At 72.0% G+C, this 14440-nt stretch carries 12 protein-coding genes and 1 pseudogene; 3 read left to right on the top strand and 10 right to left on the bottom strand.

Features of this window, described 5'->3' with window-relative positions; genetic code table 11:
• Positions 1-55 precede the first annotated feature (55 nt).
• The 3 genes from ACIRC0_RS27545 to ACIRC0_RS27535 all read left to right on the top strand — a co-directional run bounded on the left by ACIRC0_RS27545 (position 56) and on the right by ACIRC0_RS27535 (position 3429).
• The gene (locus ACIRC0_RS27545) at positions 56-994 is read left to right on the top strand and encodes a MurR/RpiR family transcriptional regulator (protein ID WP_403620797.1); all 939 of its coding nucleotides are present in this window, start codon (positions 56-58) and stop codon (positions 992-994) included.
• 50 nt (positions 995-1044) lie between these two features.
• Positions 1045-1980 (top strand): N-acetylmuramic acid 6-phosphate etherase, encoded by a 936-nt coding sequence (murQ, locus tag ACIRC0_RS27540; protein WP_403620794.1) that lies wholly within the window; start codon positions 1045-1047, stop codon positions 1978-1980.
• Positions 1981-2058: 78 nt separating this feature from the next.
• Positions 2059-3429, top strand: a complete 1371-nt coding sequence (locus tag ACIRC0_RS27535; RefSeq protein WP_403620791.1) for a PTS transporter subunit EIIC — start codon at positions 2059-2061, stop codon at positions 3427-3429.
• 179 nt (positions 3430-3608) lie between these two features.
• Here the strand turns inward: ACIRC0_RS27535 and ACIRC0_RS27530 are convergent, their stop codons facing one another.
• The 10 genes and pseudogenes from ACIRC0_RS27530 to thrC form a co-directional block, all read right to left on the bottom strand.
• Positions 3609-4250, bottom strand: a complete 642-nt coding sequence (locus tag ACIRC0_RS27530) for a DedA family protein (RefSeq protein ID WP_403620788.1) — start codon at positions 4248-4250, stop codon at positions 3609-3611.
• A gap of 83 nt (positions 4251-4333) precedes the next feature.
• Entirely contained in the window at positions 4334-5479 is a 1146-nt protein-coding gene (locus ACIRC0_RS27525; RefSeq protein ID WP_403620785.1) for an aromatic acid exporter family protein, read from the bottom strand.
• A gap of 81 nt (positions 5480-5560) precedes the next feature.
• Positions 5561-6367 (bottom strand): alpha/beta fold hydrolase, encoded by an 807-nt coding sequence (locus ACIRC0_RS27520; protein WP_403620782.1) that lies wholly within the window; start codon positions 6365-6367, stop codon positions 5561-5563.
• A gap of 63 nt (positions 6368-6430) precedes the next feature.
• Positions 6431-7984, bottom strand: coding sequence for a carboxylesterase/lipase family protein (locus tag ACIRC0_RS27515; protein WP_403620779.1), 1554 nt, complete (start codon positions 7982-7984; stop codon positions 6431-6433).
• 137 nt (positions 7985-8121) lie between these two features.
• A pseudogene (locus tag ACIRC0_RS27510) lies at positions 8122-8651 on the bottom strand (MFS transporter); the annotation flags it as partial.
• A 146-nt stretch (positions 8652-8797) separates the two neighbouring features.
• Positions 8798-9922 carry an NADH:flavin oxidoreductase gene (locus tag ACIRC0_RS27505; RefSeq protein ID WP_403620776.1) on the bottom strand — a complete coding sequence of 375 codons (1125 nt, stop codon included), beginning with the start codon at positions 9920-9922 and terminating at the stop codon, positions 8798-8800.
• 210 nt (positions 9923-10132) lie between these two features.
• Positions 10133-11758, bottom strand: coding sequence for a chaperonin GroEL (gene groL, locus ACIRC0_RS27500; protein ID WP_403620773.1), 1626 nt, complete (start codon positions 11756-11758; stop codon positions 10133-10135).
• A 404-nt stretch (positions 11759-12162) separates the two neighbouring features.
• Positions 12163-12366 (bottom strand): cold-shock protein, encoded by a 204-nt coding sequence (locus ACIRC0_RS27495; RefSeq protein WP_009339379.1) that lies wholly within the window; start codon positions 12364-12366, stop codon positions 12163-12165.
• A 449-nt stretch (positions 12367-12815) separates the two neighbouring features.
• Positions 12816-13091: a MoaD/ThiS family protein gene (locus ACIRC0_RS27490; RefSeq protein WP_358779748.1), complete on the bottom strand. Its 276-nt coding sequence runs from the start codon at positions 13089-13091 to the stop codon at positions 12816-12818.
• A gap of 53 nt (positions 13092-13144) precedes the next feature.
• Complete coding sequence (gene thrC / locus ACIRC0_RS27485; RefSeq protein ID WP_403620769.1) at positions 13145-14425, bottom strand: threonine synthase; 1281 nt, start codon at positions 14423-14425, stop codon at positions 13145-13147.
• Between the last annotated feature and the right edge of the window lie 15 nt (positions 14426-14440).

Raw genomic sequence — 14440 nt, 5'->3', positions numbered from 1 at the left:
GCCCCTATTGTGCGCACTCTTGACCGGACGGCCGAATCGAAAATAGCTTTCAGATGTGACCCGCGACGTGAAGGAAATTTTCGCAGGGCCGGTGGGCCCGGGGGTGCCACCCGCTCCCGCCGCCCTCGCCGCCAAGGTGCGCACCCTCGCACCGTCCATGACCCGGTCCATGCAGCGCGTCGCCGAGGCCGTCGCCGGGGACCCGGCCGGCTGCGCGGCGCTCACGGTCACCGGGCTCGCCGAACTGACCGGCACCAGCGAGGCCACCGTCGTCCGCACGGCCCGCCTGCTCGGCTACCCCGGCTACCGCGACCTCCGGCTCGCCCTCGCCGGTCTCGCCGCCCAACAGCAGTCGGGCCGCGCCCCGTCCGTCACCGCCGACATCGCGGTCGACGACCCCATCGCCGACGTCGTCGCCAAGCTCGCCCACGACGAACAGCAGACCCTCGCCGACACGGCGGCCGGACTCGACACCGTGCAGCTCGGCGCCGCCGTCGCCGCGCTCGCCACCGCCCGCCGCGTCGACGTCTACGGCATAGGCGCCTCCGGGCTCGTCGCCCAGGACCTGGTGCAGAAGCTGCTGCGAATAGGCCTCATAGCCCACGCGCACAGCGACCCGCACCTCGCCGTCACCAACGCCGTGCAGCTGCGCGCCAAGGACGTGGCGATCGCGATCACGCACTCCGGCTCCACCGGGGACGTCATCGAACCGCTGCGCGTCGCCTTCGAGCACGGCGCGACCACCGTCGCGATCACCGGCCGCCCGGACGGCCCGGTGTCGCAGTACGCCGACCACGTCCTGACCACGTCCACGGCCCGCGAGAGCGAGCTGCGCCCGGCCGCGATGTCGTCCCGCACCAGCCAACTGCTCGTGGTGGACTGCCTGTTCGTGGGCGTGGCGCAACGGACGTACGAGACCGCGGCGCCGGCGCTGGCCGCCTCGTACGAGGCGTTGGCGCACCGTCACCGCCCACGGGGCGGAACGAGGCGCTAGCCCTTCCCCCTCCTCCCAGAGCAGTGCCACACCGGAAACGAGCCACCCTCATGACCTCCTCGTCCCACCCCCGCGATCTCCGCGCCGAGCTGGAGACGCTGACCACCGAGGCGTTCCGTCCCGAGCTGGCCGAGATCGACCGGCTGCCGACGCTGGAGATCGCGAAGCTGATGAACGGCGAGGACGCGACCGTGCCCGCCGCGGTCGCCGCGCGGCTGCCGCAGATCGCCGCCGCGATCGACGCCATCGCCGAGCGGATGGCCCGCGGCGGCCGGCTCGTCTACGCCGGCGCGGGGACCGCCGGGCGGCTCGGCGTCCTGGACGCGTCCGAGTGCCCGCCCACCTTCGACACGGACCCCTCCCAGGTCGTGGGCCTGATCGCGGGCGGCCCGGACGCCATGGTGACGTCGGTCGAAGGCGCGGAGGACTCCAGGGAGCTGGCGGCGAAGGACCTCGAAGCGCTGGAGCTGACGGAGCGTGACACGGTGGTCGGCGTCTCGGCGTCGGGGCGCACGCCCTACGCGGTCGGCGCGGTGGAGCACGCGCGGGCGCGGGGCGCGCTGACGGTCGGCCTGTCCTGCAACGCGGACAGCGCGCTCGCGGCAGCCGCCGACCACGGCATCGAGATCGTGGTCGGCCCGGAACTGCTGACCGGCTCGACACGGCTGAAGGCGGGCACGGCGCAGAAGCTGGTCCTCAACATGCTCTCGACGATCACGATGATCCGCCTCGGAAAGACGTACGGGAACCTGATGGTCGACGTCCGCGCCTCCAACGACAAGCTGCGCGCCCGCTCCCACCGCATCGTGGCGCTGGCGACCGGCGCGGGCGACGAGGAGATCGAGCGTGCCCTCGCGGCCACGGGCGGCGAGGTCAAGGACGCGATCCTCACCATCCTGGGCGGCGTGGACGGCCCGACGGCGAAACGTCTCCTCACGGAGAGCGGAGGGCATCTGCGCGCGGCACTGGAGAAGTCGGCCGGCTGAGCCACCTTTCGGTGGAGAGCGGCGGAGGTCTCCGCGCGGCGCCCGCCTCGGTACTTTCAGGGACCGCACCCTCGACCCGTGCCCAGTACCTCATACGCCGCCACCGCCGCCGCGCTGCTCCCCCTGGTCGGCGGCCCCGCGAACATCACCTCCGTCGCCCACTGCATGACCCGGCTGCGGCTGGGCCTGGCCGACCGCTCCCTCGTCGACGAGGACGCCCTGCACGCGCTGCCCGAGGTGCTGGGAGTGGTGGACGACGACACGTACCAGATCGTGCTCGGGCCGGGGAAGGCCGCGCAGGTCACGGCGGAGTTCGAGGCCCTCGTCCGTACGAGCGCCGATGAACGGGCCGCGCGCTCGGCCGCGTTGAAGGAGGCCCGGCGACAGCGCAACGCCACCCCCGGCAAGATCCTCCTGCGCCGCGTGGCGAACGTCTTCGTGCCGCTGATCCCGGCCCTCATCGGCTGCGGCGTCATCGCGGGCGCGACCGGCCTGCTCCTCAACCTGCGCCTGCTGCCGTCCCTCACGCCCGCCCTCACCACCCTCTCCTCCGCCTTCATGGCCCTGATCGCGGTCTTCGTGGGCCACAACACGGCGAAGGAGTTCGGCGGCACGCCGGTACTGGGCGCCGCGGTGGCCGCGGTCGTGGTCTACCCCGGGGTCGCCAAGGTCACCGTGCTCGGGACGGCCCTCGCCCCCGGCCAGGGCGGGGTGCTGGGCGCCCTGGCCGCCGCGCTCCTCGCGACGTACGTCGAGAAGTGGTGCCGCACCTGGGTCCCGGCCACTTTGGACGTCCTGCTCACCCCGACGCTCACGGTCCTGGTCCCCGGCCTGGTGACCCTCTACGCCCTGATGTACGCGGCCGGAGCGGCGGCGAGCGCCATCGGCACGGCGGCGAACTGGCTCCTGACGACCACGGGCGCGGCAGCGGGCCTGGTCCTCGGCGGCCTGTTCCTCCCCCTGGTGATGCTGGGCCTGCACCAGGCCCTGATCCCGATCCACACCACCCTCATCGAACAGCAGGGCTCGACGGTCCTGCTCCCCCTCCTGGCGATGGCGGGCGCGGGCCAGGTGGGCGCGGCCCTGGCGGTCTACGTCCGCCTCCGCCACGACCTCTCCCTCCGTACGACGATCCGCTCGGCCCTCCCGGCGGGCCTCCTGGGCGTGGGCGAGCCCCTGATCTACGGGGTCTCGCTGCCGCTCGGCCGCCCGTTCCTCACGGCGTGCGTCGGCGGTGCGGCGGGCGGAGCGTTCGTCGGCGGCTTCGCGATGCTCGGCTACAAGGTGGGCGCGACGGCGATCGGACCGTCCGGGTGGGCGCTGTTTCCGCTGCTGGCGGGGAACAGGGGGCCGGGGGTGACTGCGGCGATCTACGGAGGCGGGCTGCTGACGGGCTACGCGGTGGGCTTCGCGACGACGTACACGTTCGGCTTCACGCGGCGGACGTAGCCCGTCACATGCGAGGCGCCGCCATCGCGGGCCGCTCCGGGTGTGCGGTGCGCGAAGTGCAACAGTTCTCGGGAAACCGTCGCACTGCGCGCGGGCACCACCCGGTGGGCGTCGGCGGCTCGTCCGAGCACCGGTCCACGGCACCCACGAGTCCTGGTCGAGTGCCGTCCACGCGTCGCTCACTGGTCCGGCTGCCGCGCCGCGTCGCTGCGGCGCCGGTGCACATGGCGGCCGATGAGGATCACGACCAGTACGGCCATGGCTGTCAGCAGGTACAGCTCGTAGCGCTGGATCGCCGGGTAGAGGGTGTTCAGGTGGGCTCCGGCCAGACCGCCGAACGTGACCCAGGCGCCGACCCACAGGGCCGCGCCCAGGGCGTTGAAGATCAGGAAGCGGCGCCAGGACATTCCGGCCATCCCGGCGATGATCCCGTTCGCCTGGCGCAGGCCCTCGATGAATCGGGCGACGGTGACGACCTTGCCGCCGTGCCGGGTGAAGAAGCCTTCCGCCTTCTCGACGCGGGCCGGGGTGAGCAGGACGTAGCGGCCGTAGCGCTCGACGAGCCGGTGGCCGCCGAAGCGGCCGATGGCGTAGCCGACGTTGTCGCCGAGCACGGCGGCGAAGAAGGCGATGACCGCCACCAGGACGATGCCCAGTCGGCCCGCGCCCCCGTAGACGGCGGCGACGATCAGGATCGTCTCGCCGGGCACGGGCACGCCGAAGTCCTCGATGAACACCAGACCGGCGACCGCCAGATAGCCCCAGTGGTCCAGGATCGGGGCGACGTCGGCCAGGACTCCGGGAAGCGGGGGCTGTGTCATCGGCGGTCTCCCCTGCGGCTGGGCATGAGCTGTCGGCACCGGTTTCCATGGTCCTGCACGCCCGCGCGGCACGAGCGGGACGGTCACGACTCCGTGGCGACGAGCTGGTCGACCAGGCGGCGGGCCTGGGTCAGCAGGGTGCCGTAAGTGGCGACCTCGTTGGGGTCGTCCGGTACCGAGCGGGTCAGGTGGCGGCGCAGTTCGTCGTGCGTGTCGCGCAGCTTGCGCACGGCTTGGCGCAGCTCGTGGTCGTCCTGGGTGCCGAAGCGGCTCTGGCAGTAGAGCTGGAGCGCCTGCGCGGTCCGGTGCAGGAAGTCCGCGTAGCGACGGGCGGCGGAGGGGCCCGGCCGGGCCGCCGGCCGGACCTCGGACGCGGCCTCCAGGACCGCCCGGGTGACACCGGCGGTGTGCACGGCGGCGTAGTCCAGGACGACGACCGCGTCGTCGTAGTCCTTGCCCGGCGCGGACACGGCGCGTGAGCGGCGGCGGAGGTTGATGCGCATGCTCTCCCGGCTCCAGCCGATCGCGGAGCGGGCCTGGTCCACCAGGCGCTCCAGGCGCAGCGCGCGCTCGTGCCAGGTGGCGGCCTCACCGGCGTCCCACCGGTTCCCGGCCATCCCGTCGGCCACGGCCTCGAGGATGTCGTGGGCCTCCCCCGCGGCGTCCTGGAGGGCCGCCCGGCTGTCCCGCAGATACACCGGGGGCCGGATCAGCGCGTTGACGGTGATCCCGACCAGGGCGCCGAAGACCGCCTCGGCGATCCGGGCGGCCGAGGTGGCGACGGTGACCTGCCCGTTGGTCAGGACGAACAGCGCGCCGGTGGCCGCGTAGATGCCCTGGCTGCCCAGGCGCTGCCAGTGGCCCAGCAGCACCACCGTGGGCAGCACCAGCGCCATGGCGGTCATCGTGTCGTGCAGCAGCAGGGCCACCGCTGTCGCCACGACCGTGCCGGTGGCGATCGCCGCGAGCTGCTGCAGCCCGTGCGCGATCGACCGGTACACGGTCGACTCCACCAGGACGACCGCCACCCAGGGCGCCACGAAGGCCACCGGGGCCTTCAGCCACCAGCCCGCCACGGCCCAGGCCACCCAGGCGGCCAGCGCCGCCTTCAGCGCCTGGACGACGATGTCCCGCTCCCGGCCCGGTCCCTCGCAGGCCCGCCGCACCGTCCGGCCGGCCGTCTGCAGCCAGTGCCACACCGACTGGATCGCCGTACGCTTCCCTCTCATGGCACATCAGGTGCCACGGGGCTCGCGATGAATGCGCCCTTTTCCGATGCCCGCTCGCGCCCGCGCTGGATGTACCCGGATCTAACCCCGCAGGAACTCGGCGATGCGCTCGTCCCAGGTCGCGATGTCAGTGGGGTCGTGGGAGACGTGCAGCCGCGCGTCGGGCAGCAGCTCGGCGAGTTGCTCCGCCGTGGCGACCGGGTGCCCCGGGTCACCGCTCCACGTGAGGACCAGCGCGGGCTGGGCGAGACGGGCGATCTCCTCCCGGGCGGGCAGATCGGAGGCCGCCGCCCCGCGCAGCAGTGCCGGCAGCGTCCCGGGGTGCGCCCCCAGCGACCGCGGCGGGTAGCCCGGCGCGCCGACGAGGGACTCCGGAACCGGCGCGCCCGCCAGCGCCGCCGCGAACCCCTCGACGCCCTCTTTCTCCGTGACGTCGGCGAGACCCCGGTACAGCTCCGCCTGGGCGGGCCGGGTCTCCCACGCGGTCGGCGGGATCATGAGCACCAGGCGGTCGAACCGTTCGGGTGTGCGCACCGCCGCGGTCAGCACGGTGGCGCAGCCCAGCGAGCCGCCCATGCCCGCCACGGGCCGCCCGCCGTCCACGTGGTCCATCACCGCCAGCAGGTCGTCGGCGAACCGCGGGTAGGTGTAGTCCTCGGCGTGCGGGCGGTCACCCGACTCACCGTGCCCCCGGGCGTCGTAGCGCACGAGACGGCGGCCGGGCAGGGCTTCGACCGCCGCCCAGCCGAACAGGCCCAGGTCCGCCTCGGCCTGCCGGCTCAGCAGCAGGCCGTGGGCGTACACGGCGAGCGGGCCCTCACCCGTGGACTCGTAGGCGAGGTCGGTGCCGTTCGGAAGTGTCAGGCGCAGCGTCATGATCAGCGCCAACGCGGCACCCTACCGACCGTATTCCGGGCGCGCATCACCAACTTGCCTGCACGCCAGGCAAGTTCATGCCAGCAGCGGCAGCGCGGGGAACTCGTGGCCCTCCCAGATGCGCCGCGACGCCTCCTCCGGGTACGCCGTGACCGTCGGCTCCACGTCCAGCACCTGCACCAGCCGGCGCTCGGTGTCGTACGCCGGCCAGCCCGGGTCGCCCGTCCTCGCGAACGTGGTCCAGGACGCGCGGAACCGGGAGGCCAGCGCCTCGGCCTCCGGGCCGGGCTCCCCGTCCGTGAACAGCAGGGAGCCGAGGTCCGCCGTGAACGTGCCGAACACGAGCGGGATGTCCAGGCCGTGGCAGGCGCGCAGGACGCCTCCGCCGCCCGGCGCGGGCCAGGTCAGTTCGTACGCGTACGCACGGCCGCCCCCGGCCACCTGCGCCTCGGCCAGGTGCAGGGTGGGCATGCGGAAGAGCCAGTCGGACTGGATCCGTTCGTACAGCTCGTCGGGCGTGGCGTCGGGGAACGCGGCGCGGTAGGCGGCCTCGCCGTCCGGGCCAGGAGCGAACAGGCGCAGGGCTCCCGTCACCTGCTCCTCGGTGATCCTGCCGAGCATGCCGCCGAGGACCAGGAACAGCTGGTACTCCTCCCGGTTGTGCCCGGTGACCAGCTCGACGTCCCGGCCGGCGCCGCCCGCCAGCGCCCGCCAGGGTGTGGTGGGCAGCACCTCACCGTCGACGACCGGCGAGAAGGGGGTCATCGTGGGCGCGACCTGCCCCCAGCGGTCCTGGTACTGGAGCATCTTCGCGCTCAGCGCCTGGCCCGCGTCGGTCAGTCGGCGCGGCTCCACGGCCGACAGGTCGGCGGCCGTGGGGCGCAGGCCCGCCTCCGCGGCGATGGCGGTCGCGAGGTCACGGGCCAGTTCGTCGGAGAAGTACGTGCCCGGCACGCTCTGGGCGATCGCCCGCCGGAACAGCCCGGCCGCACGGGGCATGGCCAGCAGCGCGGCGACGGAGCCGGCGCCCGCCGACTCGCCGAAGACGGTGACCTGCTCCGGGTCGCCGCCGAAGGCCTCGATGTTGTCCCGCACCCACTCCAGGGCCGCGACCTGGTCCAGCAGACCGCGGTTGGCGGGGGCACCCTCGATGCGGGCGAAGCCCTCGATGCCGACGCGGTAGTTGAAGGTGACGACGACGAGGCCGCCGTCGCGGGCGATGTGCCGGGCGTCGTAGCCGGGGCTGCCCGCGTGGCCGATTTTGTAGGCGCCGCCGTAGATCCACACCATCACGGGGCGGCGGGCGGCCGGATCGGGGTCGGGCGTCCAGACGTTGACGGTCAGCCAGTCGTCGCCGAGAGACCTGTCCGGGAAGCCGGTCCGGCCGGGGATCCCGGCCTCCTGCGGAGGCGGCGGCCCGAACGCGTACGCCTCCCGTGTGCCCTCCCAGGCCCGTACCGGGCGGGGCGCCCGGAAGCGCCGCTCCCCCACCGGGGGCTCGGCGAACGGTATGCCGCGGAACACCGCGAGCCCGTCCTCCCGGCGCCCGCGCACCGCGCCGGCGGCGGTGCGCACCACGGGCCCGGCCTCGTCATCGGCGGTCGGCGGGCGGGATTCGGCTGTCGTCATCGTGTGACCTCCAACTTGTCGCCGGTACGGCCCCTCGTCCGGGTGCCGGTGGAACACGTGGTGCACGGACGGCCGGGCGGCCGCACCAGCCCGCGGGAGCGGGGCCGCGACCGCCCGGCCTGACGATCAGTTGGACTCTACGCCTTGGCCTCGGAGACCTCCGCGTGCCCGGCCGGACCGTCGGCCGCGGGCGGCGTCTGCCCGGTGGCCGGACGCCGGCGCGGGATGAAGCAGGCGACGGCGAAGGCGAGGAGCGCGGCACCGGCCCCGATGGCCAGGACGGTGCGGAAGCCGTCCTGGGAGGGCAGGGTGACGGGCCCCAGGGTCTTGGTCATGTGGGCGAGGATCACGCCGGCGACCGCGCTCGCGGTGGAGGTGCCGATGGACCGCATCAGCGTGTCGAGGCTGTTGGCGGCACCGGTCTCGGACGCGGGCACGGCTCCCGTGATCAGCGCGGGCATGGAGCCGTAGGTGAAACCGATGCCGGCGCCAGGCCGATGGTGGTGCCGCTGCCCCAGCCCCGGTCGGCGCCCTTGGAGATCGCCAGCAGCAGGCACACCAGTCCGGCCGCCATGCCCAGGGCCCCGACCACGTCGAAGCGTCCACCGGTGCGCACCTTCGACTCGGGCACGAGCACGAGGACGAGGACGGCGGCCACGGCGCCGAGGATTGACTTAAGCAAGCGAATTCCCGGCGAACCGGACCGGACGGCACCCCGCGCCGCGGAGTCGCACATGAGTACGGCCCCGCGCTCCGAAGGGCGAGGGGCCGTACTCCTGGTTCGTCAGCGCGGGGGCGTCAGCGCCCCGTCCGTCAGTGCAGGGTCTTCAGTGCCGCCGCGTCATACGCGCCCAGCTCGTCGAAGCGGCCCTGAAGGACCTTCTTCGCCCACTCCGGGTCCTGGAGCAGCGCCCGACCCACCGCCACCAGGTCGAACTCCTCCGACTCCAGCCGGTCCAGGAGGTTGTCGAGGGTCTTGACCGGGGCGCCCTCACCCTGGAACGCGCGGAGGAAGTCGCCGTCCAGGCCCACCGAACCCACCGTGATCGTCGGCTTGCCGGTGAGCTTCTTCGTCCAGCCCGCGAGGTTGAGGTCGGACCCCTCGAACTCGGGCAGCCAGTAGCGGCGCGTGGAGGCGTGGAAGGCGTCCACGCCCGCCGCCGCGAGCGGGGTGAGGATCGCCTCCAGCTCCTCGGGGGTCTCGGCGAGCCGGGCGGTGTAGTCCTGCTGCTTCCACTGCGAGTAACGGAAGAGCACGGGGAAATCGGGAGACACCCGCTCGCGGACCGCCGCGACGATCTCGGCCGCGAACTTGGTGCGGGCCACCGGGTCACCGCCGTACGCGTCCGTGCGGCGGTTGGTGCCCGCCCACAGGAACTGGTCGACGAGGTAGCCGTGGGCGCCGTGGATCTCCACGCCGTCGAAGCCGATGCGCTCGGCGTCCGCGGCGGCCTGGGCGAACGCGTCGATGACGTCGTCCAGGTCCTGCTGGGTCATCGCCTTGCCGGTCGGCTCGGCGCCGGCGGTGACGAGACCGGAGGGGCCGACGGCGGGAGCGTCCGCGAAGGGGGGCTCGCCCTGCTTGCGGACCATGCCGATGTGCCACAGCTGCGGGACGATCGTGCCACCGGCGGCGTGCACGTCCTCGGCGACCTTGGCCCAGCCCGCGAGCTGCTCCTCGCCGTGGAAGCGCGGGACGCGGTCGCTCTGGCCGGCCGACTCGTGGCCGACGTAGGTGCCTTCGGTGACGATCAGCCCGACGCCGGCTGCGGCGCGGCGCGCGTAGTAGGAGCGCACGTCCTCACCTGGAATGCCGCCCGGGGAGAACATGCGGGTCATCGGCGCCATCACGATCCGGTTCGGGACGGTGAGGCCACCCAGCGCGATCGGGCGGGACAGGATCTGGGCCGCGCGGGAGGCGGGCGTGGTGACGGTCACGTGAGGGGCTCCTCGGGATCGCTGTGTTAACCGACTGGTATGTGCGCGCGCATTGTTGCAGCTTCTGAAGCAACGGCCTATGCGCCGGCCCACATTCCCGGCCGGGTGGGACGCCCGCGTGATCCAGGACACGCCCGAGGGCGGCACCCCCTGCCACAGACAGGGAGTGCCGCCCTCGTACGGAAGGACTGGTACCGATCCTCGGAAGGATCAGAAGTCCATGTCACCGCCCGGCATGCCGCCACCGGCGGGCGCGGCGGCCTTCTCCGGCTTGTCGGCGATGACGGCCTCGGTGGTGAGGAACAGCGCGGCGATGGAGGCGGCGTTCTGCAGCGCGGAACGGGTCACCTTCGCCGGGTCGATGATGCCCTCGGCGATCATGTCCACGTACTCACCGGTCGCGGCGTTCAGGCCGTGGCCCGGGGTGAGGTTGCGGACCTTCTCCACCACGACGCCGCCCTCGAGGCCGGCGTTGACGGCGATCTGGGTCAGCGGGGCGGTCAGGGCCTTGCGGACGATCTCGGCGCCGACGGCCTCGTCACCGTCGAGGTCCAGCTTCTCGAAGGAGTTCTGCGCCGCCTGTACCAGGGCCACGCCACCACCGGCGACGATGCCCTCCTCGACGGCCGCCTTCGCGTTGCGGACGGCGTCCTCGATGCGGTGCTTGCGCTCCTTGAGCTCCACCTCGGTGGCGGCACCGGCCTTGATGACCGCGACACCGCCGGCGAGCTTCGCCAGGCGCTCCTGCAGCTTCTCGCGGTCGTAGTCGGAGTCGCTGTTCTCGATCTCGGCGCGGATCTGGTTGACCCGGCCCTGCACCTGGTCGGCGGAGCCGGCACCGTCGACGATCGTGGTCTCGTCCTTGGTGATGACGACCTTGCGGGCGCGGCCCAGGAGGTCCAGGGTCGCGTTCTCCAGCTTGAGGCCGACCTCCTCGGAGATGACCTCGCCGCCCGTGAGGATGGCGATGTCGCCGAGCATGGCCTTGCGGCGGTCGCCGAAGCCCGGGGCCTTGACGGCGACGGACTTGAAGGTGCCGCGGATCTTGTTGACGACCAGGGTCGACAGGGCCTCGCCCTCGACGTCCTCGGCGATGATCAGCAGCGGCTTGCCCGACTGCATGACCTTCTCGAGGAGCGGGAGCAGGTCCTTGACCGAGGAGATCTTGGAGTTGGCGATCAGGATGTAGGGGTCGTCGAGGACGGCCTCCATACGCTCCATGTCGGTGGCGAAGTACGCCGAGATGTAGCCCTTGTCGAAGCGCATGCCCTCGGTGAGCTCGAGCTCCAGACCGAAGGTCTGCGACTCCTCGACGGTGATGACGCCTTCCTTGCCGACCTTGTCCATGGCCTCGGCGATCAGCTCGCCGATCTGGGTGTCGGCGGCGGAGATGGAGGCCGTGGAGGCGATCTGCTCCTTGGTCTCGACGTCCTTGGCCTGCTCGAGCAGGGCGGCGGAGACGGCCTCGACGGCCTTCTCGATACCGCGCTTCAGGCCCATCGGGTTGGCACCGGCGGCCACGTTGCGCAGGCCCTCGCGGACCAGCGCCTGGGCGAGCACGGTCGCGGTGGTCGTACCGTCACCGGCGACGTCGTCCGTCTTCTTGGCGACTTCCTTGACCAGCTCGGCGCCGATCTTCTCGTACGGGTCCTCGAGCTCGATCTCCTTGGCGATGGAGACACCATCGTTGGTGATCGTGGGGGCGCCCCACTTCTTCTCGAGGACGACGTTGCGGCCCTTGGGGCCGAGCGTCACCTTCACGGCGTCCGCGAGCTGGTTCATGCCGCGCTCGAGGCCGCGCCGCGCCTCCTCGTCGAACGCGATGATCTTGGCCATGTGAAGTGGTCCCTCCAGGACTGGGGGTGATTCCTTCGGACCGCGCCCGCGCCCGCGACGGACGGCCCCGGCCGGAGGTTCCTTGCCCCACCCGGCCCGCGGCCTCACCGACCCGGTCCTTCTGTTGTCACTCTCACCTTCAGAGTGCTAACGCCAATGATTAGCACTCGCCCCGTCCGAGTGCAAGGCGCGCCCGCGGAGCGGGCTCGTTGGGGGGTGGTGGTCGGGTGACGGGCGGGCGCAAGCGGCTCTCGGGGACCGGGGGTGAACTCGGGAGCATGATCCGCAGGTGGACGCCGCCGCGCGCCCCCGGGGACCACGGCCGGACACGACCGAGGGGCCCGTACCCCGGACGGGATACGAGCCCCTCGACACGTCGAACAGTTCAGCGTCGGCGCGTAACTTCAGCCGGCCAGGCGAACCATGTCCGCCTGCGGCCCCTTCTGACCCTGCGAGATCTCGAACTCGACCCGCTGGCCCTCCTCAAGGGTGCGGTAGCCGTCCATCTGGATCGCGCTGTAGTGGACGAAGACGTCCGCACCACCGTCGACCGCGATGAAGCCGTACCCCTTCTCCGCGTTGAACCACTTGACGGTGCCCTGAGCCATGCCTAACTCCCCTATTACTGGCCCTTGCACAGATCCACACTTCGCGGATCCGGGTCAGACCTCACCCCCCAACGGTTGGGGGCGTGCGCCGGAACGCGTCGACCGCGGCTGAATGTATCTGTCCAACTGCCGTCTGCAACAGGTCAATCGGACGAGAATTCGGGGTCCGACCGGTCGGGAATGTACGGAGAATTCACCCGAATTCAGGGCAAGTCGGGCCGGGTAAAGGGAATGAATGGCGCAAAAGCCCTGCACAGTTTGGCTGCTTCTTGTCGGGCCCGCGGCAGGTGATCGCGGGCCCGGAAGGGGAGTCCGGGAGCGCGTTCCCCAACTGTACCCCGCTCAACCATGCAGAATTGCCCCCTCCGTTTCTCTCACGGAGAGGGCAATTCGATGAACTCTCGGTTACCTGCGTTACCGAGGGTAATGATCAGGCGTCCGAACGACCGTCAGCCGCCCGCGACCGCCGGGATGATGGAGACGCCCGCGCCGTCCGGGGTGGCGGTCTGAAGACCCTGCTCGAAGCGGACGTCGTCGTCGTTCACGTAGACGTTGACGAAGCGCCGCAGCTTGCCCTGGTCGTCCAGGACGCGGGCGGCGATGCCGGTGTGGTTCTTCTCCAGGTCGGCGATGACCTCGGCGAGGGTCGCGCCCTCGGCGGTGACCTCGGCCTGGCCGCCCGTGTAGGTGCGCAGGATGGTGGGGATGCGGACGGTGACGCTCATCGGGGGATGACCTCCGGTCGGGGTACGGCTGGTGGGTTGTGGCGGGCGGAGGGTCAGACGAGACCGGCCTCGCGGAAGGACTCGAGGGTAGGACGGATCGTCGCGGTCAGCCCCGTGCCGGCCACCGCGTCCAGCGTCTTCAGACCGTCCCCGGTGTTGAGGACGACCGTCGTCTTCGCCGGGTCGAGGACACCGTTCTCGATCAGCTTGCGCGTGACGCCGACGGTCACGCCACCCGCCGTCTCGGCGAAGATGCCCTCGGTGCGCGCCAGCAGCTTGATGGCGTCCACGATCTGCTCGTCCGTCACGTCCTCCACGGCGCCGCCCGTGCGGCGGGCGATGTCCAGGACGTACGGGCCGTCGGCCGGGTTGCCGATCGCCAGCGACTTGGCGATCGTGTTCGGCTTCTGCGGCCGTACGACGTCGTGGCCCGCCTTGTACGCCGTCGACACCGGCGAGCAGCCCTCGGCCTGCGCGCCGAAGATCTTGTACGGCTTGTCCTCGACGAGCCCGAGCTTGATCAGCTCCTGCAGGCCCTTGTCGATCTTCGTCAGCTGCGAGCCGGAGGCGATCGGCACCACGATCTGGTCCGGCAGCTCCCAGCCGAGCTGCTCCGCGATCTCGTACGCCAGGGTCTTGGAGCCCTCCGCGTAGTACGGCCGCAGGTTGACGTTGACGAAGCCCCAGCCCTCGCCCGCCGGGTCGCCGATCAGCTCGGAGCAGAAGCGGTTCACGTCGTCGTAGTTGCCCTCGATGCCGACGAGCTCGCCGCCGTAGATCGCGGCCATGACGACCTTGCCCTGCTCCAGGTCGTGCGGGATGAACACGCAGGAGCGGAAGCCGGCGCGGGCCGCCGCGGCGCCGACCGCGCCCGCGAGGTTGCCGGTGGAGGAGCACGACAGGGTGGTGAAGCCGAAGACGCGCGCCGCCTCCAGCGCCTGGGCGACCACGCGGTCCTTGAAGGAGTGCGTCGGGTTACCGGAGTCGTCCTTCACATACAACCCGCCGGTGACTCCCAGCTCGCGCGCCAGGTTGTCGGCCTTGACGAGCTTGGTCCAGCCCGGGTTGAGGTTCGGCTTGTCGGCGACGTCCGCCGGGACCGGCAGCAGCGGCGCATAGCGCCAGATGTTCGCGGGGCCCGCCTCGATGCGCTTCCGCAGCTCCTCGCTGTCGTAGCCCGAGAAGTCGTAGGCGACCTCCAGCGGGCCGAAACACTCCTCGCAGGCGAAGACCGGGCCGAGCGGCACCCGGTGGCCGCACTCGCGGCAGGACAGCGCCGCGGCGGGGCCGAGGTTCACGGAGTCGGTGGTGCTTGCAACTGTCTGCACAGCCATGTCAGGCGAGGCCCT

It is taken from the genome of Streptomyces sp. NPDC093984, from assembly GCF_044764595.1.
Lineage (GTDB): Bacteria > Actinomycetota > Actinomycetes > Streptomycetales > Streptomycetaceae > Streptomyces > Streptomyces cynarae.
The sequence above is the reverse complement of the archived record's forward strand: the minus strand, read 5'-3'. Positions and strand labels throughout refer to the sequence as shown.